This is a genomic window from Kitasatospora sp. NPDC114501 (genome assembly GCF_055633695.1).
This window is the reverse complement of record NZ_JBVKDS010000007.1, coordinates 265,133-288,862: the sequence shown is the minus strand read 5'-3', so window position 1 is coordinate 288,862 and position 23,730 is coordinate 265,133. Positions and strand designations below refer to the sequence as shown.

Genomic DNA, 23,730 nt, shown 5'->3' with positions numbered 1-23,730 from the left:
TCACCCCTCACCCCTCACCGGATCCGCACCACCCCCCGCCCCCGCACCGCCCGGACCCCCAACCGCCCGGGATCGGCCGTCGGTCGCGCCGCCACCGCCTCCCGCACCGTCAGCAGGATCTCGCCGTCGTAGCGCTCCGCCAGCACCCGCGCCAGCTCCGCCGCGCCACCCGGCCGGACGTCGGGCGCGAGCTCCGGCAGCCGGCCGGGAGCGCTGAGGTCCTGGGCCTGAGCCGCCCAGCGGGCCGCGTCACGCCGCTCGCCCTCGGCGGTGTAGTGCACCGCCAGGCAGTGCACGGCCAGCTGGTCCCCGTACTGGGCGGCTATCCGCCACCAGAAGACGCCGTCCGCCGTGCGGCCCATGCCGTACAGCAGGCAGCCGAGGGTGCGGAAGGCGGTCTTCTCGGCGAGTTCGAGGTCCAGGGCCAGTTCCCCCGGCTCGACCGCGCCCGCGACCCCCGCGCACAGGTGCCGCAGGTCGCGCCGTAGCTCCGCCCGTCCCCCGGCCCACCGGGGCTGCCCCGGGACCGCCCCGGGACCGGAGCCGGATCCCGGACCGGAGCCGGCGCCCACCGCCGCCCCCGCACCGAGCCCGGAGCCCGCCCCCGCTGCCGTTCCCGGGCTCGGCCCCGAGGCCGGAGCGTGCGGCGGACGGGCACCGCCGGGCGGCCGGGCGGGGCGTTCGCGCACGGCCGGGGCGGGCCGTCGGGCGGCGGCGAGCCGCTCGGCCAGCCGACGCGTGAAGTCCACCGGATCGTGGTCGTCGAACTCCCGGTCCAGCTCGACGGCGTGCGCGCGCAGCAGGTCCACGATCCTCATGTCCGCGCCTCGCCGTCGTCCGGGTGCTCCAGCAGGTACTCCAGGTGGCGCCGCCCGAGGCTGTAGTAAGTCCGGGCGGTGGTGTGCGCGATGCCGAGGGAGCGTCCGATGTCGTGGTACGACAGTCCCGCCTGGCGCAGCCGTACCACGTCGGCCTGGACCGGGGCGGCCCGCGCGAGTTCCTCCATCGCCCAGTCCAGGGCGTCCAGCTCGGCGAGCTCGTTCAGCTCGTCCTGGCTGGTGTCGGGACGGCGTTGGGCGATCACCCGCTGTCGTTTGCGTTCGATGCGGCGGCGCTCGCGCAGCACGTCCACCACCGCGTCCTTGACGATCTTGAAGGCGAAGGCCTGCGGATCGGGGCTGGCCAGGGCCCGGCGCCAGTTCTTGTAGAGCGTGGTGCCCGCGTTCTGGACGGCGTCCTGGGCGTCCTCCCGGTGCCGCAGGCGCTGCTGGGCGTAACGGAGGTAGCCGGAGTTCTCGCGGGTGAAGAAGGCCTCGAAGTCGTTCGGCAGGTCGCCGAGCGGGTCGGCTCGCAGGCCCCGCTCCTCGCCCGGCCCTGGAGTGCTCACGCGGACCCCCCTTTCGTGGGTCAACTGGCCGACCCGCCCGGTGGCACGCCGACGGCCCCTTGGGGGCTCGTGGTGTAACCGTCCGGAAGGTCCGGGATGTTGACCGGATCGGGCGGACAATTGTCGAACGATTCCGTTCACTTCTGAACAGCACCGTTGACCTGCCGCTTCGCTCACACGAGCCCTACCGAAGCATCCGAAACGTGACCCAGATCACAGCCGCCGAGGGCGCTGCTTGACACGGCCCGGTGACGCCACCTCAGCACTCCTCCGCCCCGCAGACCCCGCCCCGCACCCCTACGGCGCCGGCTCCACCTCCGCGGCGTCCAGCGCGGCCGTCACCCGGTCCAGCAGCCCGCGCAGCGCGGCCAGGTCCTCGATCGGCAGGCCGGTGGCCGCGAGCAGTTGACGCGGAACCTGCCCGGCCCGCTCACGCAGCGCCGACCCCTCGGGGGTCAACCGGACGGTGACCGACCGCTCGTCCTCCGGACTCCGCTCACGGCGCACCAGCCCGGCCGCCTCCAGGCGCTTGAGCAGTGGCGAGAGCGTCCCGGAGTCCAGCCGCAGCCGCTCGCCGATCCGCTTGACGGGCAGCTCGCCCTCCTCCCACAGCACCAGCATCACCAGGTACTGCGGGTAGGTCAGCCCGAGTTCGCGCAGCAGCACCCGGTAGACGCCGCCGAAGGCGCGGGAGGCCGCGTTGAGCGAGAAGCAGATCTGCTGGTCGAGGCGGAGCAGTTCCTCGTCCGCCATGCCGGGGTGGGTGGTCATGGACCCATGGTACCGATCGCCATCGCGCGATTGAGTTGTGCGCAACTGAATTGCGTGCTCTACTTGTCACAGCGCAACGACGACCGAAGGGCCGCCGCGCAGCACGCCGGACCGGCATTCGCCGGACCACCGACCGCAGGAACACCCAGGACCCGAAGGGGACGCCACCATGGACGCGCTCTACACCGCCGCCGCCACCGCCAACGGCCGGGAGGGCCGTGCCGTCAGCTCCGACGGACAGCTGGACCTCGCGCTGGCCATGCCGCCCGCGCTCGGCGGCAGCGGCCAGGGCACCAACCCGGAGCAGCTCTTCGCCGCCGGCTACGCCGCCTGCTTCGCCAGCGCCCTCGGCCTGGTCGGCCGCCAGGCCCGGGTGGACACCAGCGAGGTCTCGGTGACCGCCGAGGTCTCCATCGGCAAGGACGGGGCCGGCTTCTCCCTCGCCGTCGTGCTGCGCGTCGAGCTGCCCGAGTCCCTCGCGGGCGAGACCGGCGAGCTGCTGGTCAAGCAGGCCCACGAGGTCTGCCCGTACTCCCGCGCCACCCGGGGCAACATCCCGGTCGAGCTGGTCGTCGAGTAGTCGCCCCGCCGACCGGCCGCCCGAGCAGCCGGCCGACGGGCCGGGCCCGCCGCACGCGAACCGCGGCGGGCCCGGCCCGGGTCGCCCCCGAGGTCAATCGCCGCCCGGCCGGTTCGCCGAACGCAGTGTCTCCAGTCGGCGCCGGTACTCCTCCGCGTCGATCTCGCCCCTCGCGAACCGCTCGGCGAGCAGCTGCTCCGGGGGCACCCCCTGGAATCCCGGGCTCCCGTGCCCGTCCCGGCCCCAGCCCGGCGGACCGCCCGCCCCGGGTCCACCGCCACCCGGAGTCGCCCGCCCGGGCGGGACCGCCTGCCGCGAGTGCGATACGTAGCGGAACAGGGCCACGGCCAGGAGCACGACGATCACCAGGAACAGCAGCGTCCCGAACGCCATCAGCCCGATGCCCCAGCCATCCATGTGGCCGTGTCCGTGCCAGTACCTCATCAGGACCTCCTCCTCCGGCCCCGTCGGGCCCGCCGAGGTGAGCAGCGCCTTACCACCATCGTGCGCCCGTCAGCGGTGAAAGCGGCGTGAGGGAGGCCTGGGAGAACGATCCGGCGATCGGGCCGGCCCCCACCAGGGGTAGCGTGCCGCTCGTGACCCACCACCCGCCGCCCGTGTCCCACCCCCAGCGGCCCCCGGCTCACCAGCCGTCCACGGCCCTCCACCTGCCGGACGACGACCGCTCCCCCGAGCAGCTCGTCGCCGCCGGGGTGCTGCGGCGCCACCCGGACCCGCGTCCCCACCCGGCGCTCGGCCACTCCCCGATCGACTACGTCACCGCCGCCCTCTGGGCCGAGCTCACCGCCCTGGCCATCGCGCCGACCGCCGCCGAGACCACCGCCGCCGCCCTGTTGCGCTCGATCGCCGACGGCGCGGTGGACGCGGCACTCGCCCCGGGCAACGAGCGCGCCCCGCGCGACGACCTTTACGTGACCGACCCCGCCCACATCGGCCCGCAGCGCCGGGCGGTCTGGTTCCAGCGCTCCGTCCCGCACAGCCCGTACAGCCCGTACAGCCCGTACGGCTCACACGGACCGCAGAGCTCGCACGGCCCCTACGGACCGAGCGGCCCACACGCCCTCCTCACCCCGCTCGACCCGCGCGGCGGATACGCCCCCCGCGGCCCGATCACGGCCGCGTTCGCGCCCCACGAGCCGTGGAAGCCGTAGGAGTCATAGGGACCCGTACCCTCCCCACCCGGCCGCTCAGCGCTCGACCCGGAGGCTGTGGCAGACCCAGGTCAGCCGGTCCGGCCCTCCGTACGGCGGCCGGTCGTGGTACGTGCCGTCCGCCACCGACATGTTGACGATCAGGTAGGCGTGCCACCCGGAGCCGACCCCGTGCAGGTCGGCGTAGACCAGCTCGTCCGCCACGTACCAGTCCACCGACTTCGCCCCGAGCACCACTCTCAGGTCGAAGGTCGCCCCCGGAGCGATCCCGGCGCCCGCGCCGTGCCAGTACCGGAAGCCGCCCCGGACGTGGTTGGAGATCTCCAGCATGTCCGGGTTGTCCGGGTGGTACTCGAAGACGTCCACCTCGTTGCCGCCGTCCCGCCAGGTCCAGATCGCCGGCCAGGCACCCAGTTCGACGGGCAGCGTCACGCTCGCCGACAACACGTCCCCGGTGCGGACCTGGAAGCCGTCCGGGCTCCCCTCGGTGGTCAGCAGGTTGCAGCTCCACAGCCCGCCGCTGTGCCGCCTGACCGCCGCGAACACCCCGTCGGGGCAGTAGTCGCGGCTGAGGTAGTCGAGCTTGTGGTCGCTCCGGTTGGTCGGCCCCATCCGGGGATACGCGCTGCTGCGCCCGGCGATCCACTGACTGGTCGAAGTGAAGTCCGCGTCGAAAACGACTGCCACGGCCGCCTCCCCGAAGCTCCGGCGCCCCGGCAGCCCACACCGCCAGGCACACAGAGTGAGTTACCCGATACCCTCCGCAGTATGCGAAGCGGATCGTTCGAGCCTGGCCGAACGTACGACGCGGGGGCACGGCCGGTCAGCCGACCGGCGCCGCACCTCCGGCGGCGAGCCGGTCGGTCACCGAGACCACCCCGTCCACCGAACGGCACAGGTTGAGGACGATCGGCACCAGGTGCGGCTCGGGCACGGTGCCGCTGAGCACCACCCGTCCCTGGGTGACCTCCACCCCGATCTCCGCCGGGCTGACCCCCTCGATCCGGCCGAGCACCTCCTCGACGATCTCCCGCCGGATCACCATGTCCTCGCGCAGGAACACCCGCAGCAGGTCGCCGCGGCTGACCATGGCGATCACGCGCCCCTCGTCGTCCAGCACCGGCAGCCGCTTCAGGCCGTGCCGGCTCATCAGCCGGGCCGCCGCGACCACACTGGTGTCCGGCGTGGTGCAGACCGGCTGCGCCGTCATCAGGTCGGCGGCGGTCACCTCGCCGTCCGGGCCCGCCGGCGCCGACTCCGGCGCGGGCAGCAGGCTGCCCGTGTCCTCCTGCGCGGCCAGGGTGCGCAGGAGATCGGCCTCCGAGACCACGCCCAGCGGCTGCCCCTCCGGGTCCACCACCGGTACGCCGGTGATGTCGTACTCGCTCAGCAGCGCCACGATCTCCCGGAAGCCGGTCTCGGGCGAGACCAGGACCACGGGGCTGGTCATCACGGATTCGACGGTGGCATGCCGCACGCCGGTTCACCTCGTCCAACGATGCTGGTCCGACCGAACGCGGATCGTCCAGGCCGGTACCCGCAGCATCGCTCGCGGCGGGCCCGATCGCCAGGGGCCAAGGGGCCGAACGGGTGGGACTTTGGGCCCCGACCTACGAACACCCTCCCGACCGGCGCCCTGATCAGGTCGGCTACGACCTCCCGCGCCTCACCGGCCGGGCCTTCCCCGGCGGCCCGCCGATCTCCCCCGACGGCGCAACCCTCACCTGATCGACTCGTGGAACCGACCCCGGCTCCCGGAGAACGCCTCGGTGACAGGGATGGCGAGCGCCCCCGCTCAGCCCGTGACCTTCGGACCACGGGACGGCTCCGCCTCGTACGCAGGCAGTTCGACGGTGCTGACCTGCCTGCCCAGCTCCAGCATCTTGTCCAGCGCCCAGCGGCGGTTGAGCAGCGCGTTGCGGAACCGCAGGCCCATGGCAGTGCGCGGCGCGAGGAACGGGCCGGTCCGGTCGCCGCCCTTCTGGCAGCCCTGCGCGTAGCCGCGCAGCAGCGTCTCGTAGCGCTCGAAGGCCGCCCGGTGGTCACCGCGCGCCCGGGCCAGCTCGCCCGCCAGGACGTACGCGGCCACCACCGCCGTCCCGGTGCCCATGCCGCCGATGGTCGCGCCGCAGGCGGCGTCGCCGATCAGGGCGATCCGGCCGGTCGACCAGGCGGGCACGTCGGCGCGGCTGATCGAGTCGAAGTACAGCTCCGGGGCGGCGTCCAGGCTCTCCAGCAGCTGCGGCACCCGCCAGCCGAGGCCGGCGAAGGCGGCCCGGACCAGCGCCTTCTGCTGCGCCGGGTCGTGGCGGTCGTAGCGCAGTTCGGGCGAGGCGAAGAGGCAGAACGCACCGCCCCGGCCCGGGTCGCGGTGGGCGGCGCCGACCGACATCAGCCGGCCGGGGACGTTGAGGCCGACCCCGCCGACCGGCAGCCCGGGGGTGTCGGGCAGTTGCCAGGTGGCCGCGTAGTAGCCGAGGTGGCGGACGTAGCGCCGCTCGGGGCCGAAGGCGAGCCGGCGGACGTTGGAGTGCAGTCCGTCGGCGCCGATCACGAGGTCGAACTCGCGCGGCGCCCCGTGCCGGAAGGCGACCCGGACGCCGCTCGGGGTCTCCTCCAGGGCCGTGATCGAGTCGCCGAACACGTACTCGGCGCGGGCGCTGCTGTGCCGGTGGAGCAGCTGGGCCAGTTCCCCCCGCGGGACCTCCACGTCGCCGCCGGCGAACTCGGCCGGCAGGTGCAGCAGTCGGCGCCCGTCGGGGCCGACGAAGGTCATCGGGCTACCGCCGGTGCCGAGCGCGCGCAGTTCCTCCAGGACGCCCATCCGCTCCAGCACGGTCAGGTGGGTGCGGCCCCGGAAGTCGACGTCCTGACCCCCGTCGCGCAGCGCGGGGGCCAGCTCGACCACGGTCACTTCGAAGCCGTACCTGCCCAGCCAGTGGGCCAGTGCGGGGCCGGCGATGCTCGCGCCCGAGATGAGGACCTTGGTGCTCATGGAAACCACTCCGTCCGAGGGTCGGAAAACTGTGTCTCGCGGACACTGTTCATTGCTGTGTACGGTAGACACAGTTGGATCGGAAGGGCAACCCCCCAGGTGGAAGCCCAGGCGGAAACAGGGTCAGCAGCCCAGGGCGGAACGCCGACGGAACCCCGACGGGACACCGGCGGAACATGGACCGAACCCGGGCGGGACCTCGGAACGGGAGCGGATGATGGCGGAGGCGGCGAACGACACGGTGCGGCTGCTCTGGGGCCCGCCGGCCAAGCCCACCCGGGGGCCGAAGCCGGCCCTCACCCTGGAGCGGATCGCGGCGGCCGGGGTCGAGGTCGCCGACGCGGAGGGGTTGGGCGCGGTCTCCATGCAGAAGGTGGCCGGGCTGCTCGACTTCACCAAGATGTCGCTCTACCGCTACGTCCCCGGCAAGGCCGAACTGATCGCCCTGATGGTCGAGTCGGCCGTCGACACACCGCCGGACACGCCGGAGGGCATCGGCTGGCGGGAGCAACTCACCACCTGGGCCCACCACTTGGCCGATTCCTTCGCCCGGCACCCGTGGCTGCTGGACGCCACCGTCGGCCCCCGGGCGCTCGGCCCCAGGGAACTCGCCTGGCTGGAGCGGGTGGTGGCGGCACTCGACGGCCACGGACTGACCGGTCCCGAACGGATGGACGCCGCCGTCCTGCTCACCGGGCACGTGCGCGGGATCGCCGCGCAGTCCCGCGCCGCCGGACCGGACGACACCCCCGAGGCCGAACTCCTCGCCGCCCTCGGCACCGTGGTCCAGGAGCACGCCGACCGATTCCCCGCGGTCGCCGCCGCCATGGCCGAACCGGGCGGCCGCGACCAGGCGCTGGAGTTCGGCCTGGACCGCATCCTGGACGGGCTGGCCGCCCTGATCGACCGCCGCGCGACCACCGCCTGACCCGCCGCGGACCGCCGGAGCCGGCCTTGCCGACCCGTCCGGCACCCGGAAAACCGCTCGGACCGCCGCCCGGCGCTCGCTAGGATCGCGCCCCATGGCGATGTTCGTGCACCTGACCGCAGCGGCGAACGCGCCGCGGATCCGCCGCGCCGGAATCCGCGCCGACAGCCGGGGCCAGGGCGGCGCGCGCGGGGTGTACTGCTTCCCCGTGCTGCCCTCGTACACGCTGACCCACCAGTGGCTGCGCGAGCTGGCCCGGTTCCACCCCAAGGGTCCGCTGATCGCGGTGCACCTCCGGCTGGACGACGGGCAGGAGGTCCTGGCCGGGCACTACGGCGACAGCGCCCGGGACGCCCAGCGGTCGCTGCCGGCCGCCGAGGCGGTCCGGCGGATCGGCGCGCTGGCCGACCCGCGCGGCTGGGAGGTGTTCCTGCCGCGCGCGGTGGGCGCCCGCGAGGTGCACCGGGTCCGCGCCGTGCCGCAGGTCACCGGCTGGCGCTACCTGCCGGGCGCCCACGGCACCCGGCCCTGCACCTGTTTCGGCTGCCGGGTCCGCGGCGAGTACGGCAGCCGCCGGCTGCGCGAGCGCCATCCGCACCCGCTGGACGGCCCGCCGCCGCCCGTCCCCGTGCTGCTCGCCCGGATCGCGGCGGCCGGAGAGCCGGGCGATCCGGCCGAACTGCGCGCTGTGCTGCACTGGTTCGGGCTGCGCCGGCGCGGTCCGGTGGACCTCCTCGCCCGACTGGCCGCCCATCCGGCCCCGGAGGTGCGCGGGGACCTGGTCCGGGCGATCGGCCACTGGTCCACCCCGGGCGTCGCCGACCTCCTGGACGGCCTCGCGGCCGACCCGCACCCGTATGTCCGCGAGGCCGTCGAGGCGGTCCGGGACCGCTGAGGCCCCGGCCGCGCCATCAGGTCGTGCGCCGTCGCCGGAGCGTGCACCGCCCCCAGGCCTCGGGCCTCAGACACCGTCGCCGGGCCCGAAGCCCCAGACGCCGGACCTGAGGCCCCAGGCCCCGACCTCAGGAGACGCGCTTGAGCTGCCAGGAGTTCTTCTCGAGGCTCGGCACCGCGGAGTACCGGCAGCTGGAGCTGTAGAAGCTGCTCACGATCGTCCAGCCGTCCGGCGGCCAAGTGGAGCCGCAGGCGTTGACCACGGTGCCGACCGGGTAGCCGGTGAGCTGCATGATCTTCTTGGTGTTCGGGTTGAACCCGGAGCCGCAGCCGGCGCTGTTCCACCACTGGACGTCGACGAAGCCGCTCGGCGTCAGCGAGGAGGAGCAGATGGTGCTGGTGTCGCCGGGCGCGGCCTGGGCCGTCCCCATGGTCAGGGTCAACGCGGCAGCGGTACAGCCCAGGGTCAGCGCGACGGAACGAAGGCGTATCACAGGGATCGGCTCCTCTCGCGACGCGGCTCGTCCGCGTCCCGCCCATTCCTATCCGTGCGGCGGCGAGGACGGACAGCTTCTTTCCGGCCCGACCTGCGGCGCGTTCTCGCCCCTCCCCTCCGTGCTCCGCCCGCCGACACGCCGCTGAGCTGCGTGGTCTCCTGTCGACATGCCCGTTCGCCCGATCCGGGTGATCATGGGACGAACCGCGTCATCGGCGATTCGGCGCACCGGGCCGTCGGCCCGGGAGCGCCCGAAAGGTGGACTGCGATGTTCCAGCTCCTGTGGATTCTGCTCATCGGTTTCGTGCTCGGCGTGATCGCCAAGCTGATCCTGCGCGGACCGCAGTCGATCCCCTGGTGGCTGACCATGCTGCTCGGCGCAGCCGGAGCCTGGCTCGGCAACGCCGTCGCCGGCTGGATCGGCGTCCGCCACACCTCGGGCATCGACTGGATCCGCCACATCCTGCAGGTCGCCTTCGCCGTCGCCCTGGTGGCTTTCGTCTCGCCCGCGTGGAGCAGGTCCCACCGGAGCCGCTGACGGGCCCGGGGACCACTCCGTCGCCTCCCCGGCCGGAGGGACCACACCGTCGCCACCGGCCGGGAACCGCTCCGTCGCCACCGGCCGGGCCGGTCAACCGACGTGGACGGCCGGGCGGCGCGAGCGGTCCGGCTCGGCCTCGCGCAGCACCTCACGGGTGACCGGGGCGATCTCGCCCTGCCCGAACAGGAAGAACCGCAGGAACTGGGCGAAGGGATTGCCCTCGGTCCACTCGAAGTAGATGTGCGGCTGCTGCCCGGTGAGGTCGCGGACCTGGAGCAGCAGGGCGGCCAGGGCGTTGGGCACGCTGGAGCTCTCCAGCGACAGCACCCGGTAGCGGTCGTGCAGCACCTCGCCGCGCACGGTCAGTTCGGCCTCGAAGTCGGACGGGTCGAGCACGGTGACCTCGACGAAGACCAGGTCGTCCTCGACCGGGATGTCGTTGTCCCGCCGGATCTGGTGCATCTTGTCGCGGTACTCGGCGAGGTCCCGGCTGTTCGGCTCGTTGGCGATCAGCCGCAGCGGGCGGTGGGTGTAGTCCCGGACGAACCGCTCCGCGACGTCGTCGAGCACCACGTCGGTGACGCGCAGTTCGAAGGCCCGCTTGAGCCGGGAGAGGAAGGACACCAGCATGATCCCGGCGATGAAGCAGGCACCGATCTTGACGCCGTCCGGCCGCTCGGCGATGTTCACCGCCGTGGTGTAGAGGAACACCGCGGCGATCACCGCGAAGCCGACCCGCCAGCGGTGCTGCCCGGCCTTGTGGGCGGCGATGGTGACGGCGATGGCGGCGGAGCTGATCAGCACCAGTACGCCGGTCGCGTAGGCGCCGCCCTGGGCGTCCACGTTGGCGTCGAAGATCCAGGTCACCAGGAAGGCGATCAGGGTGAGCACGATGACGGTCGGCCGCACCGCGCGGGCCCAGTGCGGGGCCATCCCGTAGCGGGGCAGGTAGCGCGGCATCAGGTTGAGCAGCCCTGCCATCGCGGAGGCTCCGGCGAACCAGAGGATGGCGATCGTGGAGAGGTCGTAGACGCTGCCGAAGGTGCTGCCCAGGTACTCGTGGGCGAGGTAGGCGAGCGCCCGGCCGTTGGCCTGGCCGCCGGTCTTGAACTGGTCCGCCGGGATGAGCAGGGTCGTGATGAAGCTGGTGGCGATCAGGAACACGCTCATGATCACGGCAGCGGTGGTCAGCAGCTTGCGGGCGCCGCGGATGCGGCCGGTGGGCTTCTCCTCGGTGTCGTCCGGGTCGCCCTCGATGTGCGGCATCACGGCCACGCCGGTCTCGAAGCCGGACAGGCCGAGCGCCAGCTTCGGGAAGACGATCAGCGCGACGCCGATCATCGCGATCGCGTTGCCGTGCTCCACGGTCAGCGCGTCCGTCCAGTCGCTGAACACGTGCGGGGCCCGGAGCACGTGCCACAGCCCGTCGGCCACCACCACGACGTTCAGCGAGAGGTAGACCCCGACCAGCACCACGGCCAAGCCGATCGCCTCGCTGAAGCCCTTGAGGAAGACCGCGCCGAGCAGCGCGATCATGACCAGCGTCAACATGACCTGCTTGCCGGTCAGGGCGCTGTGCAGGTGCGGGTTCTCCACCAGGTGGGCGCCGGCGTCGGCGGCGGACAGGGTGATGGTGATCATGAAGTCGGTGGCCGCGAAGCCCAGCAGGGTGAGCACGAAGAGCTTGCCCTGCCAGAACGACAGCAGCCGTTCCAGCATCGCGATCGAGCCCTCGCCGTGCGGGCTCTCCTGGGCGACCCTCCGGTAGACGGGCAGGGCGCCGAGCAGGGTGACGACCACCAGCACGATGGTCGCCAGCGGCGAGACCAGGCCGGCCGCGAGCGCGGCGATGCCGGGCTGGTAGCCGAGGGTGGAGAAGTAGTCCAGACCGGTCAGGCACATCACCCGCCACCAGCGCCGGCCCTTCACCTGCGGCAGCTGGGCGTGCGGGCCGGGGTGCTGTTTGGCCATGTCCGCGAGGCCTTCCAGCATCCAGGCCCGGAACCGCTCGCGCCGCGTGACCGGCCCCGCCCCCGGTTCGGCCGACCCCGACGACACCACGTGCACCCCTGTCGACTCGGCCGGGCGCACGGCCCCGGATCCCCTGTGGCCGCCGGACGGCGGGCCTGGTCAGGCTAGGGGACCGGCTCACCGGGGCCGGTCAACCGCGCGCACCGACACACCCGGGTGCGCCCGTACGGCCCTGCCCTGGTGGCGGGCCGCCTCCTCACCTGCTCGTTCCCACCGGTGACGGGTCCGCAGCCCCGTCCGGCGCGGCGCGGCGGTCTGCCGGGACCTCGCGGAACACGCGAGGATGTCCGCGCCATTGACGCACCGGGTCGGCGCACCCACGGGCGTCGGCACGGCGCCGACCCGGCCGACCCGGCACGGACACGGAGACAGGGAGGTCGCGGTGGTGGAGCCGAGCCGGCGGAGGATCCTGGGCCTGGGCCTGATGGCGGCCGCCGTCACCTCCTGCGGCCCCCGCCGCCCGAACCAGGCCCCCGCCCCGTCCCCGTCCGCCGCCGCCTCGGCGTCCGCCGAACCACCCACCGCCGAACCAGCCACGGCCGAACCAGCCACCACCGGCCCGGCCACCGACGGGCGCACCGGCCCGAAGAGCGAGCGCTCCCTCCCCGGCAACCCCGACTGGGAGATCACCGACCCCGGCCCCGACGACGCCATCGAGGGCTTCGCCGACCGGGTCAGCGTGCTGCCCGGTGAGCCCTTCGGCCTGCACGTCTCCACCCCCGCAGCCGCCTTCACCGTCTCCGCCTACCGGATGGGCTGGTACGACGGCGCCCGCGCCCGGCTGGTGTGGCGCCGCGAGCACGTACCCGGCGGCAGACAGCCCGCGCCGCACGTCGACCCGGCGACCCGCACCGTGCTGACCGGCTGGCAGCGCACGCTCGCGGTGGACACCGCCGGCTGGCCCGAGGGCGCCTACCTGCTGCGGCTGGACGCCGAGGACGGCTCCGGACGACGCTACGTCCCGCTCACCGTCCGCTCCGCGAGCACCGCCGGCCGGACGGTGATCATGAGCGCCCCCGCGACCTGGCAGGCCTACAACGAGTGGGGCGGCCACAGCCTCTACAACGGCCCGACCGGCGGCCTGGCCACCCGCTCGCTGCGGGTCGTCTTCGACCGGCCGTACGACTACGACCACGGCGCCGGGCTGTTCCTGGTCTACGAGGCACCGCTGATCGCCCTCGCCGAGCGGCTCGGCCTGCCGCTCGCCTACACCACCGGGATCGACGTGGCCCGCGAGCCCGGCCTGCTGGCCGGGGCGAGCGCCGTCCTGTCCCTGGGCCACGACGAGTACTGGTCGCCCGAGCAGCGGGCCAACGTGGTCGCGGCCCGGGACTTCGGTACCAACCTGGCGATCCTGGGCGCCAACTGCTGCTACCGCCGGGTGCGGTTCGAGCCGACCGAGCTCGGGCCGGACCGCACGGTGGTCTGCTACAAGGACGCCTGGGCGCAGGACCCGGGCCTCCGGGCGGGCGCCCCGGCGACCACCGACTTCCGGGTCGGCCCGGGTGCCGACCCGGAGAGCTCGATGCTCGGCGTCATCTACGACGGCTACCCGGTGGACGCCCCGTACGTGGTCACCTCCCCCGGGCACTGGGCCTTCGAGGGGACGGGTGTCGCTGCGGGGGCTTCCTTCCCGCACCTGGTCGGGGTCGAGTACGACCGGGTGGACACCGGCTTCCCGACCCCGCGCCCGATCGAGGTGATCGCCCACTCCCCGGTGGTCTGCGACGGCCGCCGCTCCCACTCCGACACCGCCTACCACACGGTGCCGAGCGGTGCCGGGGTGTTCGCCACCGGGACGATGCGCTGGGTCGAGGCGCTGGAGGCTCGCGGCCCCGGCGGCGGCAGGGCCGACCACGGCATCGACTCGCACGCCGGGGACCTGGTCCGCCAGGTCACCGAGAACGTCCTGCGCGCCTTCGCCGCCGGCCCGGCCGGCCGCACCCGCCCGGCGCAGGACAACCTCGCCGCCGTCTACGGCACGGCGTAGCGGCCCCGGCGGAGGCCTTCACCGGGGCGACGCCGGCGGGGTGAAGGCCTCCGCCGGGGCGACGCCCGAGAGCCGCTCCGTCGTCACGACGGCCCCGCCCCCGGCCGGGGCAGGAGCCGGCCGGCGCCCCCGATACACTCGCACAGTCCCATCCGGAGCAGGCACGAGGGAAACAGAACATGGTCGAGGCCTCCCCCAAGGTCGTTGTGGTCGTCCCCACGTACAACGAGCGGGAGAACCTCCCGGTCCTCGCGGGCATGCTCGCGGAGCTCCCGGTGCCCAACCTGCACCTGCTGGTGGTCGACGACAGCTCCCCCGACGGCACCGGCGAGGTCGCCGACAAGCTCGCCGCGGACTCCGGCGGCACCGTGGGCGTGCTGCACCGCACCGAGAAGGACGGCCTCGGCCGGGCGTACCTGGCCGGTATGGCGAAGGCCCTGGACGAGGGTGCCGACGTCGTGGTGCAGATGGACGCCGACCTCTCCCACCCGGCCTCGGCGATACCCGCGATGGTCGAGACGCTGCTCGCCGACGACACCGCCGTGGTGCTGGGCTCCCGCTACGTCGACGGCGGTTCGACCGCCGAGGAGTGGCCCTGGCACCGCAAGGCGCTCTCCGCCTGGGCGAACTTCTACGTCAACGCGATCCTCAGCCTCGGGGTGAAGGACGCCACCGCCGGTTTCAAGGCCTGGCGGGCCGGCACCCTGCGCTCCATCGACCTGCCGAGCGTGCGGAGCAACGGCTACTCCTTCCAGGTCGAGATGAACTACCGGGTCATCAGGCAGGGCATGACGATCCGCGAGGTGCCGATCCGCTTCGAGGAGCGGATCGAGGGCGCCTCCAAGATGAGCATGGGCGTGCAGGTCGAGTCCGCGCTGGCGCCCTGGAAGCTGCGCTTCAACCGCGAGGGCTGACGACGGCCCGATGCTGGCGTACGGGTGCCGGACGGCCCCGGAGGCGGTGTGAACGGCGGTCACGGGGAAAGAAGGGCGACATGGCCCTTCTCCCGGAGAGACTCGCGGACCTGGTCCGCCGCAGCGCCCGAGAACCCTTCGTGGTCCAGACGATCCGGGCCACCGTCGCGGCCACCATCGCCTATGCCGTGGCGACGGGGCTGAGCAGCGAGCCCGCCCCGCTGACGGCGCCGCTGACCGCGCTGCTGGTCGTCCAGGTCACCGTCTACTCGACGCTCAAGACCAGCGTCCGCCGGGTCAACTCGGTGGTGGTCGGGGTGCTGATCGCCATCGGGTTCAGCGCCGTGGTCGGGCTCTCCTGGTGGAGCCTCGGACTGATCATCCTGGCCTCGCTGGTCGTCGGCCGGTTCGTCCGGGTCGAGGAGTTCGTCCAGGAGGTCGCGATCAGCGCGATGCTGATCCTGGGCGTGACCAAGCTGGCCTCGCAGGCCTGGGACCGGGTGCTGGAGACGCTCATCGGCGCCGCCGTCGGCCTGCTGTTCAACCTGCTGTTCGCGCCGCCGGTCTGGGTGGACACCGCTGGGGAGTCGATCGAGGACCTCGCCCGGCGGGCCCGCCAACTGCTGCTCGACATCTCCGAGGAGCTGGGCCGTCCCACCCCGGTGGCCCGGGCCGCCGAGCGGCTGCACGAGGCCCGCCGGCTGGACCAGGCGATCGCGGACGTGGACGCGGCGCTGCGCCAGGCCGAGGACAGCCTGCGGTTCAACCCGCGGATCAGCGAGGGGCTGCTGTCCCGGCTGGTGCTGCGCACCGGGCTGGACACCCTGGAGATCTGTGTGGTGGTGATCCGGGTGCTGGCCCGCTCGCTGACCGACCTGGCCAAGAAGCGCGGACCCGACGAGCGGCTCTTCCCGCCGGACGACGCGGTGGCGCTGGAGGAGCTGCTGGCACACGTCGGCGACGCGATGGTGAGCTTCGCGGTGCTGGTGACCACCCAGGTGAGCCGGAACGCCGAGGAGGCGGAGGACCGGCTGGCCGCCGAGCTGACGGCGGCCTGGGCCTGCCGGGAGAACGTCGCCCAGATGCTGCTGCGCAAGGTCCAGGAGCACCCGGAGGCCTGGCAGCTGCACGGTTCGATGCTGGCCGAGGTGGACCGCATCCTGGACGAGCTGGACCTGGAGCACCGCAGCCGGCGGCTGATGGAGGAGCTGGACCGGGCCTCGGTGGCGAACCGGGAGCGGTTCTCCCGCTACGCCTGGCTGCGCCGCCTGGCGCGCGGCGAGCGGGCCCGCGGCCGCCGCACGTCCGTCCCGGCGGAGCGCTCGGCGGCGTAGGCCGGGCGCCGTTCACCGTTTCCCGGGGCGGCGTGGGCCGGGCGCCGTTCGCCGCTTCGCGGGCCGGCGTCGGTCAGGGCATCAGCCAGGGCTGCTGGGGCAGCGGGTGGCCGGTCTCCAGGTAGGTCTTGAGGTTGGCGAGCACCGCCGACCAGCCCTGTTCGGCGTCCGCCCGCTCGGCCTCGTCGGCGAGGTTCTCGTGGGTCACGGTGAGCCGGGTGAGGTCCTGCCAGCCCTGGAGCTCGAAGGTGACCCGGGAGGGCCAGCCGGCGCGCTGCTCCTGCGGCCCGGCCCAGGTGGTGACCAGCCGGTGCGGACGGTCGACCGCCTCGACGGTGCCGATGACGTCGGCGACGCCGGAGTCGTCGGTCCGCTGGTGCTCCCAGGGCGCGCCGGGCAGCCAGGTGGAGACGTTGCGGTGGCCCCAGTAGACGCCGGACTCGTCGGCGTTGGTCAGCGCGTGCCAGACCCGTTCGGGGGTGGCCCGCAGGTAGGTGACGCCGCGATGGCTGAGGGCGGCCACGGCCTCAGCCCTCGGCCACGTCGAGCAGCGGCTGGATCTCGATCTTCCGCATCCGCAGCATGGCCGCCATCACCCGGCCCGCCTTGGCCCGGTCCTCGTCGGCGATCAGCTCGAGCAGCACCCGCGGGGTGATCTGCCAGGAGAGGCCGTAGCGGTCCTTGAGCCAGCCGCACGGGCCCTCCTGGCCGCCGTCGGCGGTGAGTCCGGCCCAGAGCTCGTCGACCTCCCGCTGGTCCTCGCACTCCACCTGGAGCGAGATCGCCTCCGTGAAGTGGAACTCCGGGCCGCCGTTCAGGGCCGTGTACTCGCGGCCGGCGAGCTCGAACCCGACGGTCATCACCGAGCCGGCCGGGCCGGGGCCGGCCTCGCCGTAGCGGGTGATGCCGGTGATCCGGGAGTCGGGGAACAGCGAGGTGTAGAAGGTGGCGGCCTCTTCGGCCTGGTCGTCGAACCAGAGGAAGGTGGTGATTTTCTGCATGCGCCCGACGGTAGCGGCGGGCTGCGACGGGGCGGCCGAGCCACGGCCGGGGGTCACCGGATCGGCGCCCCCGGCCCGGCCGGCGCCGTTGTCAGCTCGGAGGGCGGCGCGGGAACTACCGCGGGCAGCCGAAGAGGGCCGCGACGGGTGAGGCGTCGCGGCCCTCCGGACGGGTGTGGTCCCGGGCTCGTGCCGGCGGTCAGGCCAGGGCGAGGAACAGCTTCTCCAGCTCGGCCTCGCTCATCGGCGGCGCGTCCCCGTCGGCGGCGGCCATGCACTGGCGCATGCCGCTCGCGACGATCTTGAACCCCGCCCGGTCGAGGGCCCGCGAGACGGCGGCGAGCTGGGTGACCACGTCCTTGCAGTCCCGGCCCGCCTCGATCATCGCGATCACTCCGGCCAACTGGCCCTGCGCGCGACGCAGCCGGTTCAGGACCGCGCCGACCGCCTCCTCGTCCACCTGCATGTCGGGCCGCCTTTCCCATCGACTGTCGATGGACAAGTGTACCCGGCGGGGTATTCATTCCCGGATGGCGGAAGTCGCGTCCGGTCCTGTCACTCCGGCCCGGTCGCTCCGGTGCGGTCACCCCGGTTCGGGCGGCGGCGGGGCGGCACGGTTCAGCGGCGGGCCAGGCGGCGCTCGCCGCCGGCGCCGGTCTCGTACGGGAGCTCGTAGTGCGCGAACACGGCGGGCTCGTCCTCGGCGGGCAGCACGTCGTCGGTGCCGATCGCCGGGGCCTGCTTGACCTGGTTGCGCGGGTACGCCACCCGGAGGTAGTCCGGTCCGGCCACGGCCCCGTCCAGCGGCACGAACACCAGGCGGCGCCGACCGGCGAAACCGACCGTGACGGTGACGAAGAACGGCTCGTCACTGGCCGTCTCCACGTAGACCGACTCCAGCGAACCGATGCGGTGGCCCTTCTCGTCGACCACGGCGTGGCCGCGCCACTCGCGGATGTCTGCCATTGCGATGACCACGGACCCGACCTCCCGTCCCCGGCTGTTCCACTGCCCGAACTCCCATCGTGCGCCGGGAGCGGCGGCGGCGCGCGGCGAGCCGCCGCCCTCCCCCGCCCGACGAACAGGGACATACAGGGGTGACCCGACCAACCGGCACCAGGGCCGTGACCTGGGCTCTAGGCTGTCCGCCGGCAAGGATGCGAGTGGATCACCGGTGATTTCCGTGCGGAGGAGGCGGCAGCCGTGGGATACGAGAACATGTGGGAGTCCGGCGAGGCCGCCATCGCGGCCGACCTGCGGCCCGACGTGCCGCACCCGGCCCGGATGTACGACTACTACCTGGGCGGGAAGGACAACTTCCCCGCCGACCGCGCCGCCGCCGAGAAGGCGCTCGCCGCCAACCCGGAGTTCCGCTCCACCGCCCGTGCCAACCGCGGCTTCCTCACCCGCGCGGTGCGGTGCGTCGCCGACCTCGGCATCGACCAGTTCCTCGACATCGGCACCGGCATCCCGACCGTCGGCAACACCCATGAGATCGCCCAGACGGCCCGGCCGGGCGCGCGGGTGGTCTACGTGGACAACGACCCGATCGTGCTCAGCCACGCCCGCGCCCTGATGGCCGGCTCCGGCCCCGGCCGCACCACCGTCATCCAGGCCGACCTGCGGGAGCCCGCCGCCCTGCTGGACGCCGTCCAGGAGGTGGGGCTGCTCGACTTCTCCCGCCCGGTCGGACTCGTCCTCGCCGCCGTCCTCCACTTCCTGCGGGACGAGGACAAGCCCCACCAGGCCCTCGCCACCCTCCTGGACACCCTGCCGTCCGGCAGCCACCTGGTCCTCTCCCACGGCACCGCCGACTTCATCCCGGCCGAGATCCGCGACCGGGTCACCGGCGTCTACGACAAGGCCACCGCGCCCCTGGTCGGCCGCTCCCGCGAGGAGGTCCGGACCTTCTTCGACGGCCTCGACCTCCTCGACCCCGGCGTCACCACCGTCCCCCTCTGGCGCCCCGACACCGCCCCGGGCCCCGGCGCCGACCGCGTCAGCATGTACGGCGCGGTGGCCCGCAAGCCCTGACGGCCCCGTCGCACGGCAAGCTCCTCGCACGGGAAACTCCTCGTACGGCGAGTCGGCCACCAGAGCCGACCCCGGTCGCGCCCGCATCGCGGCGTGCTCAGGCCGGGCGGCCGGGCGGGACCAGGCCGGTCTGGTAGGCGATGGCGACGAGTTGGGCGCGGTCGCGGGCGTCGAGCTTGGACATCGCCCGGTGGACGTGGGTGCGGACGGTGAAGGGGCTGACGAACATCCGCTCGGCGATCTCCTCGTTGGTGAGTCCGGTGGCGGCCATCGACATCACCTCGCGCTCACGGGCGGTGAGGACGGACAGCCGCCCGCTCGTCGGGGCGGCGGAGGCCGGCTCGGGCTGGGCCAGGAACTGGTCGATCACGGCCCGGGTGGCGGCGGGCGAGAGCAGCGCCTCGCCGGCCGCGACGGTGCGGACGGCGGCGAGCAGTTCCTTCGGGTCGGCGCCCTTGCCGAGGAACCCTCCGGCGCCCGCCCGGAGCGCCTGGGCCACGTACTCGTCGATCTCGAAGGTGGTGAGGATGAGCACCCGGGTGCCGGACAGCTCCTCGTCGCCGCAGATCTCGGCGGTGGCGCCGAGGCCGTCGACGCCGGGCATCCGGATGTCCATCAGCACGATGTCGGGCTTGGTGGCCCGGGCGAGCGCGACGGCCTCCCGGCCGTCGGCGGCCTCGCCGACCACCTCCATGTCCTCCTCCGCCTCGATCAGCAGGCGGAAGGCACCGCGCAGCAGGGCCTGGTCGTCGGCGAGCAGTACCCGGATGGTCATGCGTGGTCCCTGTCCTCTCGAACGGCGCCGTCCGGTCGGGCGGCGCCGGCCTGTCCCTGGGCTGGTGTCGGGTGATCGGTACGGGCGGTGCGCACGGCGCGGGCGGCCCGGGCGGCGCGGGCGACGTCTGCGGCGGTGAAGGCTCCGGCGGCCTCGGGGCCGTCGTCGCGGGCACCGGTGCGCAGCGGCAGTTCGGCGGTGACCAGGAAGCCGCCGTCGGGCCGCCGGTCGGCGCTGAGCCGGCCGCCGACCGCGCCGGCCCGCTCGCGCATGCCGATCAGGCCGAAGCCGCCCTCGCTCGGCGGGTCCTGGGGCAGGGGCACCGCGCGGGGGCGGCCGGTCGCGGTCGGGCGGCCGTTGGCGACGCTGACCGCGACCCGGCTGCCGCTGTAGGCGAGGGTGATCTCGGCGTCGGCACCGTGGGCGTGTTTGGCCACGTTGGTCAGCGACTCCTGGACGATCCGGAAGGCGGTGAGGTCCACCCCGGGCGACAGCGGGCGGGCCTCGCCGTCCACGGTGAGCCGGACCGGCAGGCCGGCCCGCTCGAAGGTGTTGATCAGCTCGGGCAGCCGGTCGAGGCCGGGGGCGGGTTCGAGCGGGGCGGGCTCCTCGGCGCGGCGCAGCAGGCCGACGGTGGCGCGCAGCTCCTGGAGGGCCGAGCCGGTGGCGTCGGTGATGTGGCTGAGCACCTCGCGGGCCTGGACGGGGTGGCTGTCCATGAGGTGGACGGCGATGCCGGCCTGGGCGTTGGCGAGGGTGATGTGGTGGGCCACGACGTCGTGCAGGTCGCGGGCGATCCTGATGCGCTCGTCGGCGACCCTGCGGCGGGCCTCCTCCTCACGGGTGCGCTCGGCGCGTTCGGCGCGCTCCTCGATGGCCGCGAGGTGGGCGCGGCGGTTGCGGATGGAGTCGCCGAGGGCCCCGGGCAGCAGGGCCCAGGCCAGGACGCCGATCCGTTCGCCGACCGGGCCGCTGGGGCCGAACAGCAGGGCGATCCCGGTGAGCAGCACGGCGGTGAGGACCGAGGCGCGGAAGGCGGTGGCCCGGTCGGTGCGGGTGGCGAGGAAGTAGAGCGAGAGCAGCAGCGGGGTGGCCAGCATCGGGGTGAGCCGGGGACTGCTCCAGGCGAGCAGCATGGTGCAGAGCAGCGTGACGGCGACCACCGCGCGCGGCCAGCGGCGGTGGAAGAAGACGGAGAGGGCCGCGACGAGCGCGAGGGCGCAGGTCGTCGGGTCGGCCTTGACGAACTTGCCGGCAGCCTGGTCGGTGGTGGCGCCGAGGGCGGTGACCGTGATCAGGGCCACTCCTCCGGCCGCGTCGAGCAGCCGGGGGTGGTCGCGGCGCAGGCGCTGCCAGGTGTCGCTCATGGTCGTGCTCTCCGGTCGGGGGGACGCTGGACGCGCCCGTCGCCGGGCAGCTCCAGTTCGTGCCGCGCGGGCCCCGGTGGAGCCGTGGCGGGCCGCGTCGGGGGGCCTCCGTACGGGCGGTGGCCCCCGACAGCAACGGTAACGGTTGGGGCCCGAACCGGTGTCCGAGCCGAAGGGTGCGGGCCTGAGCCAGCGGAACCGGGGCAGGCCCCGGGTGGAGTCCGGCCCCCGGCCCCGGCCCCCGGCGGTGCCGGGGCCGGGGCGGGCCGAGCGGTGGCGGTCTAGACGGAGACCGGCTCCCGGGCCGGGGCCGGCTCGGACGCGGTGGTCGCCAGCTTGCTGCCCTCGACGTCCACGTCCGGTATCAGACGGTCGAGCCAGCGCGGCAGCCACCAGGCGCGGCGGCCGAGCAGGGCGAGGACGGCCGGGACGATGGTCATCCGGACGAGGAAGGCGTCGAAGGCGACGGCCGCGGCGAGGCCCAGGCCCATCATCTTGATCATCGGCTCGCTCATCCCGATGAAGCCCGCGAAGACGGCGATCATGATGAACGCGGCGGCGGTGACCACCCGGGCGTTGTGCCGGAAGCCGGTGACGATCGCCTCGCCGGGCTGCTCGCCGTGGACGTAGCCCTCGCGGATGCGGGTGACCAGGAACACCTCGTAGTCCATGGCGAGGCCGAAGACCACACCGATCATGAAGATCGGCATCATGCTCATCACCGGGCCGGTCTGCTCCACGCCGATCAGGTCGGCCAGCCAGCCCCACTGGAAGACCGCGACCACGGCGCCGAGCGCGGCGACGACCGAGAGCAGGAAGCCGAGGGCCGCCTTCAGCGGGACGAGGACGGAGCGGAAGACCACCATCAGCAGGAGGACGGCGAGGCCGACGACGACGGCGAGGTAGGGCAGCAGCGCGTCGGACATCTTCTGCGAGACGTCGATGTTCATCGCCGTGGTGCCGCTGACCAGGACCGTCGCCCCGGTGGCCGACTTCAGGCCGGCCGCGTCGGCACGGATGGCGTGCACGATGTCCTTGGTCTCGGCCTCGGTCGGGCCGGTCGCCGGGACGGCGTTGAGCAGGGCGGTGTCGCCCGCCTGGTTGAACATCGGCGGCGTCACCGCGACGACCCCGGGCAGACCGGAGACCTTCTTGGCGACCTCGCCCGCGGCGGCCTTCGGGTCGGCGACGCCCTTGGCGTCCACCATGACCGTCAGCGGGCCGTTGAAGCCGGGGCCGAAGCCCTCGGAGAGCAGGTCGTAGGCGCGGCGCTGGGTGGTCGAGGTGGGCTTCGACTCGTCGCCCGGCAGGCCGAGCCGCAGGTCCAGCGCAGGCGCGGCGAGCACGCCGAGGCCGATCACGCCGCCGAGCAGCACCGCGAGCGGGCGGCGCAGGACGAAGCGGGCCCAGCGGGCGCCGCCGTTCTCCTTCACGGCCGGGGCCGCCGCGCCGCGGGCCTTGCGGGCCTTGCGCGGAAGCACCTTGCGGCCGAGGAAGCCGAGCAGCGCGGGCACCAGGGTGAGGGCGACCAGCACGGCGATCACGACGGTGCCGGCGGCGGCCATGCCCATCTTGGCCAGGATCGGGATGCCGACCACGGAGAGGCCGACGAGCGCGATCACCACGGTGAGGCCGGCGAAGACCACTGCGGACCCGGCGGTGCCGACGGCCCGGCCCGCCGCCTCCTGGGGTGCGCGGCCCTCGGCGAGCTCGGCGCGGTAGCGGGAGACGATGAACACCGCGTAGTCGATGCCGACCGCGAGGCCGAGCATCATGGCGAGCGTGCCGGTGGTGGCGGAGAGCCCCAGCGTGCTGCCCAGCGCGGTGATCAGCGCCATGCCGAGGCCGACTCCGACGACCGCGGTGAGCAGCGGCAGGCCGGCCGCGAGCAGCGAGCCGAAGGTGATCACCAGCACGACGGCGGACAGCGCCATGCCGATCGCCTCGCTGCTGCCGCCCGCCTCGGGCTTGGCCATCAGCGCGGTACCGCCGATCTCGACCTTGAGCCCGGCGTCCCGGCCGTGCTGGGCGGCCTGCTCCAGGGCGTCGGTGGCGCCCTCGGAGACCTCGCCCGCCTTGGCGGAGTAGCTGACCGTCGCGTACGCGGTGGTGCCGTCCGCGGAGACGGCCCCCTGCGTCCTGAACGGGTTCACCGCGGCGGTGACCTGCTCGGAGCCGGCGAGCTCGTCGACGGTCCGCTCGACCGCCTGCTGGTTGGGCGCGGCGGTGATCTTCTGGCCGGAGGGGGCGACGAACACCAGGCGCGCCGAGGCCCCGTCGGCGTGGCCGCCGGGGAAGCGCTCGTTCATCAGGTCGAAGGCCTTCTGCGCTTCCGTGCCGGGCATCGCGAAGCCGTCGTCGGGTGCGGCGGGCGCCTTGGCCGCCAGGACCCCGACGGCGGCCAGCACGGTGACCCAGAGGAAGGTCACCAGCCGGCGCCGGACGAAGGTCCATCGGCCCAGACGGTAGAGGAACGTGGCCACGGGAGAGCGGACTCCTTCGGATGCGGTGCTCGGAAAC

At 73.8% G+C, this 23,730-nt stretch carries 25 protein-coding genes; 9 read left to right on the top strand and 16 right to left on the bottom strand.

Annotated features, from left to right (window positions below; all coding sequences use genetic code 11):
* Positions 1-14: 14 nt before the first annotated feature.
* The 3 genes from ACZ7RU_RS15655 to ACZ7RU_RS15645 form a co-directional block, all read right to left on the bottom strand.
* Positions 15-818, bottom strand: coding sequence for a hypothetical protein (locus ACZ7RU_RS15655; RefSeq protein ID WP_470341478.1), 804 nt, complete (start codon positions 816-818; stop codon positions 15-17).
* Complete coding sequence (locus ACZ7RU_RS15650; RefSeq protein ID WP_470341477.1) at positions 815-1,387, bottom strand: RNA polymerase sigma factor; 573 nt, start codon at positions 1,385-1,387, stop codon at positions 815-817. The genes ACZ7RU_RS15655 and ACZ7RU_RS15650 overlap by 4 nt, the downstream gene beginning before the upstream one ends.
* A gap of 297 nt (positions 1,388-1,684) precedes the next feature.
* On the bottom strand, positions 1,685-2,158 hold the full coding sequence (locus ACZ7RU_RS15645) for a MarR family winged helix-turn-helix transcriptional regulator (protein WP_470341476.1): 474 nt from the start codon (positions 2,156-2,158) through the stop codon (positions 1,685-1,687).
* Positions 2,159-2,327: 169 nt separating this feature from the next.
* Here ACZ7RU_RS15645 and ACZ7RU_RS15640 point away from each other — a divergent pair, with 169 nt between their 5' ends.
* A complete protein-coding gene (locus tag ACZ7RU_RS15640) occupies positions 2,328-2,738 on the top strand; it encodes an organic hydroperoxide resistance protein (protein WP_470341475.1) in 411 nt (136 codons plus the stop codon).
* A gap of 93 nt (positions 2,739-2,831) precedes the next feature.
* On the opposite strand, the gene ACZ7RU_RS15635 is transcribed toward ACZ7RU_RS15640, so the two are convergent.
* Positions 2,832-3,182, bottom strand: coding sequence for an SHOCT domain-containing protein (locus ACZ7RU_RS15635; RefSeq protein WP_470341474.1), 351 nt, complete (start codon positions 3,180-3,182; stop codon positions 2,832-2,834).
* A gap of 152 nt (positions 3,183-3,334) precedes the next feature.
* Between ACZ7RU_RS15635 and ACZ7RU_RS15630 the strand changes: the two genes are divergently transcribed.
* Positions 3,335-3,910: a hypothetical protein gene (locus ACZ7RU_RS15630; RefSeq protein ID WP_470341473.1), complete on the top strand. Its 576-nt coding sequence runs from the start codon at positions 3,335-3,337 to the stop codon at positions 3,908-3,910.
* A 36-nt stretch (positions 3,911-3,946) separates the two neighbouring features.
* Here the strand turns inward: ACZ7RU_RS15630 and ACZ7RU_RS15625 are convergent, their stop codons facing one another.
* The 3 genes from ACZ7RU_RS15625 to ACZ7RU_RS15615 all read right to left on the bottom strand — a co-directional run bounded on the left by ACZ7RU_RS15625 (position 3,947) and on the right by ACZ7RU_RS15615 (position 6,905).
* The gene (locus ACZ7RU_RS15625) at positions 3,947-4,597 is read right to left on the bottom strand and encodes a LamG domain-containing protein (RefSeq protein ID WP_470341472.1); all 651 of its coding nucleotides are present in this window, start codon (positions 4,595-4,597) and stop codon (positions 3,947-3,949) included.
* Positions 4,598-4,733: 136 nt separating this feature from the next.
* Positions 4,734-5,360: a CBS domain-containing protein gene (locus tag ACZ7RU_RS15620; protein WP_470341573.1), complete on the bottom strand. Its 627-nt coding sequence runs from the start codon at positions 5,358-5,360 to the stop codon at positions 4,734-4,736.
* A 345-nt stretch (positions 5,361-5,705) separates the two neighbouring features.
* A complete protein-coding gene (locus tag ACZ7RU_RS15615) occupies positions 5,706-6,905 on the bottom strand; it encodes an FAD-dependent monooxygenase (protein ID WP_470341471.1) in 1,200 nt (399 codons plus the stop codon).
* 217 nt (positions 6,906-7,122) lie between these two features.
* Here ACZ7RU_RS15615 and ACZ7RU_RS15610 point away from each other — a divergent pair, with 217 nt between their 5' ends.
* Positions 7,123-7,833 (top strand): TetR/AcrR family transcriptional regulator, encoded by a 711-nt coding sequence (locus tag ACZ7RU_RS15610; RefSeq protein WP_470341470.1) that lies wholly within the window; start codon positions 7,123-7,125, stop codon positions 7,831-7,833.
* Positions 7,834-7,927: 94 nt separating this feature from the next.
* Positions 7,928-8,728 carry a HEAT repeat domain-containing protein gene (locus ACZ7RU_RS15605; protein ID WP_470341469.1) on the top strand — a complete coding sequence of 267 codons (801 nt, stop codon included), beginning with the start codon at positions 7,928-7,930 and terminating at the stop codon, positions 8,726-8,728.
* Positions 8,729-8,855: 127 nt separating this feature from the next.
* Here the strand turns inward: ACZ7RU_RS15605 and ACZ7RU_RS15600 are convergent, their stop codons facing one another.
* Positions 8,856-9,221, bottom strand: coding sequence for a hypothetical protein (locus tag ACZ7RU_RS15600; RefSeq protein ID WP_470341468.1), 366 nt, complete (start codon positions 9,219-9,221; stop codon positions 8,856-8,858).
* Between the two features lie 270 nt (positions 9,222-9,491).
* Between ACZ7RU_RS15600 and ACZ7RU_RS15595 the strand changes: the two genes are divergently transcribed.
* On the top strand, positions 9,492-9,761 hold the full coding sequence (locus ACZ7RU_RS15595; protein WP_470341467.1) for a GlsB/YeaQ/YmgE family stress response membrane protein: 270 nt from the start codon (positions 9,492-9,494) through the stop codon (positions 9,759-9,761).
* Positions 9,762-9,854: 93 nt separating this feature from the next.
* Here the strand turns inward: ACZ7RU_RS15595 and ACZ7RU_RS15590 are convergent, their stop codons facing one another.
* Positions 9,855-11,735: an APC family permease gene (locus ACZ7RU_RS15590; RefSeq protein WP_470341466.1), complete on the bottom strand. Its 1,881-nt coding sequence runs from the start codon at positions 11,733-11,735 to the stop codon at positions 9,855-9,857.
* A gap of 442 nt (positions 11,736-12,177) precedes the next feature.
* On the opposite strand from ACZ7RU_RS15590, the gene ACZ7RU_RS15585 reads away from it, so the two are divergent.
* From ACZ7RU_RS15585 to ACZ7RU_RS15575, 3 genes are all read left to right on the top strand, one after another.
* On the top strand, positions 12,178-13,785 hold the full coding sequence (locus tag ACZ7RU_RS15585) for a N,N-dimethylformamidase beta subunit family domain-containing protein (protein WP_470341465.1): 1,608 nt from the start codon (positions 12,178-12,180) through the stop codon (positions 13,783-13,785).
* 179 nt (positions 13,786-13,964) lie between these two features.
* The gene (locus tag ACZ7RU_RS15580) at positions 13,965-14,699 is read left to right on the top strand and encodes a polyprenol monophosphomannose synthase (RefSeq protein ID WP_470341464.1); all 735 of its coding nucleotides are present in this window, start codon (positions 13,965-13,967) and stop codon (positions 14,697-14,699) included.
* 80 nt (positions 14,700-14,779) lie between these two features.
* A complete protein-coding gene (locus ACZ7RU_RS15575) occupies positions 14,780-16,033 on the top strand; it encodes an FUSC family protein (protein WP_470341463.1) in 1,254 nt (417 codons plus the stop codon).
* 73 nt (positions 16,034-16,106) lie between these two features.
* On the opposite strand, the gene ACZ7RU_RS15570 is transcribed toward ACZ7RU_RS15575, so the two are convergent.
* From ACZ7RU_RS15570 to ACZ7RU_RS15555, 4 genes are all read right to left on the bottom strand, one after another.
* The gene (locus ACZ7RU_RS15570; protein ID WP_470341462.1) at positions 16,107-16,556 is read right to left on the bottom strand and encodes an SRPBCC family protein; all 450 of its coding nucleotides are present in this window, start codon (positions 16,554-16,556) and stop codon (positions 16,107-16,109) included.
* A 4-nt stretch (positions 16,557-16,560) separates the two neighbouring features.
* Complete coding sequence (locus ACZ7RU_RS15565; RefSeq protein ID WP_470341461.1) at positions 16,561-17,034, bottom strand: VOC family protein; 474 nt, start codon at positions 17,032-17,034, stop codon at positions 16,561-16,563.
* A gap of 199 nt (positions 17,035-17,233) precedes the next feature.
* Positions 17,234-17,500 (bottom strand): metal-sensitive transcriptional regulator, encoded by a 267-nt coding sequence (locus tag ACZ7RU_RS15560; RefSeq protein WP_380573425.1) that lies wholly within the window; start codon positions 17,498-17,500, stop codon positions 17,234-17,236.
* A gap of 152 nt (positions 17,501-17,652) precedes the next feature.
* The gene (locus tag ACZ7RU_RS15555) at positions 17,653-18,000 is read right to left on the bottom strand and encodes a PRC-barrel domain-containing protein (RefSeq protein ID WP_470341460.1); all 348 of its coding nucleotides are present in this window, start codon (positions 17,998-18,000) and stop codon (positions 17,653-17,655) included.
* 252 nt (positions 18,001-18,252) lie between these two features.
* On the opposite strand from ACZ7RU_RS15555, the gene ACZ7RU_RS15550 reads away from it, so the two are divergent.
* Positions 18,253-19,068: an SAM-dependent methyltransferase gene (locus ACZ7RU_RS15550; RefSeq protein ID WP_470341572.1), complete on the top strand. Its 816-nt coding sequence runs from the start codon at positions 18,253-18,255 to the stop codon at positions 19,066-19,068.
* Positions 19,069-19,165: 97 nt separating this feature from the next.
* Here the strand turns inward: ACZ7RU_RS15550 and ACZ7RU_RS15545 are convergent, their stop codons facing one another.
* The 3 genes from ACZ7RU_RS15545 to ACZ7RU_RS15535 all read right to left on the bottom strand — a co-directional run bounded on the left by ACZ7RU_RS15545 (position 19,166) and on the right by ACZ7RU_RS15535 (position 23,693).
* Positions 19,166-19,843 carry a response regulator transcription factor gene (locus ACZ7RU_RS15545; RefSeq protein WP_470341459.1) on the bottom strand — a complete coding sequence of 226 codons (678 nt, stop codon included), beginning with the start codon at positions 19,841-19,843 and terminating at the stop codon, positions 19,166-19,168.
* Positions 19,840-21,210, bottom strand: a complete 1,371-nt coding sequence (locus ACZ7RU_RS15540; protein ID WP_470341458.1) for a sensor histidine kinase — start codon at positions 21,208-21,210, stop codon at positions 19,840-19,842. Before ACZ7RU_RS15540 ends, ACZ7RU_RS15545 begins: the two co-directional genes overlap by 4 nt.
* A 281-nt stretch (positions 21,211-21,491) precedes the next feature.
* Positions 21,492-23,693, bottom strand: coding sequence for an MMPL family transporter (locus ACZ7RU_RS15535; RefSeq protein ID WP_470341457.1), 2,202 nt, complete (start codon positions 23,691-23,693; stop codon positions 21,492-21,494).
* Between the last annotated feature and the right edge of the window lie 37 nt (positions 23,694-23,730).

Coding starts and splice junctions, on each gene's coding strand:
- ACZ7RU_RS15655 (WP_470341478.1), bottom strand. CDS start 818: ATGAGGATCGTGGACCTGCTGCGCGCGCACGCCGTCGAGCTGGACCGG.
- ACZ7RU_RS15645 (WP_470341476.1), bottom strand. CDS start 2,158: ATGACCACCCACCCCGGCATGGCGGACGAGGAACTGCTCCGCCTCGAC.
- ACZ7RU_RS15640 (WP_470341475.1), top strand. CDS start 2,328: ATGGACGCGCTCTACACCGCCGCCGCCACCGCCAACGGCCGGGAGGGC.
- ACZ7RU_RS15635 (WP_470341474.1), bottom strand. CDS start 3,182: ATGAGGTACTGGCACGGACACGGCCACATGGATGGCTGGGGCATCGGG.
- ACZ7RU_RS15620 (WP_470341573.1), bottom strand. CDS start 5,360: ATGACCAGCCCCGTGGTCCTGGTCTCGCCCGAGACCGGCTTCCGGGAG.
- ACZ7RU_RS15615 (WP_470341471.1), bottom strand. CDS start 6,905: ATGAGCACCAAGGTCCTCATCTCGGGCGCGAGCATCGCCGGCCCCGCA.
- ACZ7RU_RS15610 (WP_470341470.1), top strand. CDS start 7,123: ATGGCGGAGGCGGCGAACGACACGGTGCGGCTGCTCTGGGGCCCGCCG.
- ACZ7RU_RS15605 (WP_470341469.1), top strand. CDS start 7,928: ATGGCGATGTTCGTGCACCTGACCGCAGCGGCGAACGCGCCGCGGATC.
- ACZ7RU_RS15595 (WP_470341467.1), top strand. CDS start 9,492: ATGTTCCAGCTCCTGTGGATTCTGCTCATCGGTTTCGTGCTCGGCGTG.
- ACZ7RU_RS15590 (WP_470341466.1), bottom strand. CDS start 11,735: ATGGCCAAACAGCACCCCGGCCCGCACGCCCAGCTGCCGCAGGTGAAG.
- ACZ7RU_RS15580 (WP_470341464.1), top strand. CDS start 13,965: ATGGTCGAGGCCTCCCCCAAGGTCGTTGTGGTCGTCCCCACGTACAAC.
- ACZ7RU_RS15575 (WP_470341463.1), top strand. CDS start 14,780: ATGGCCCTTCTCCCGGAGAGACTCGCGGACCTGGTCCGCCGCAGCGCC.
- ACZ7RU_RS15565 (WP_470341461.1), bottom strand. CDS start 17,034: ATGCAGAAAATCACCACCTTCCTCTGGTTCGACGACCAGGCCGAAGAG.
- ACZ7RU_RS15560 (WP_380573425.1), bottom strand. CDS start 17,500: ATGCAGGTGGACGAGGAGGCGGTCGGCGCGGTCCTGAACCGGCTGCGT.
- ACZ7RU_RS15555 (WP_470341460.1), bottom strand. CDS start 18,000: ATGGCAGACATCCGCGAGTGGCGCGGCCACGCCGTGGTCGACGAGAAG.
- ACZ7RU_RS15550 (WP_470341572.1), top strand. CDS start 18,253: ATGTGGGAGTCCGGCGAGGCCGCCATCGCGGCCGACCTGCGGCCCGAC.
- ACZ7RU_RS15545 (WP_470341459.1), bottom strand. CDS start 19,843: ATGACCATCCGGGTACTGCTCGCCGACGACCAGGCCCTGCTGCGCGGT.
- ACZ7RU_RS15540 (WP_470341458.1), bottom strand. CDS start 21,210: ATGAGCGACACCTGGCAGCGCCTGCGCCGCGACCACCCCCGGCTGCTC.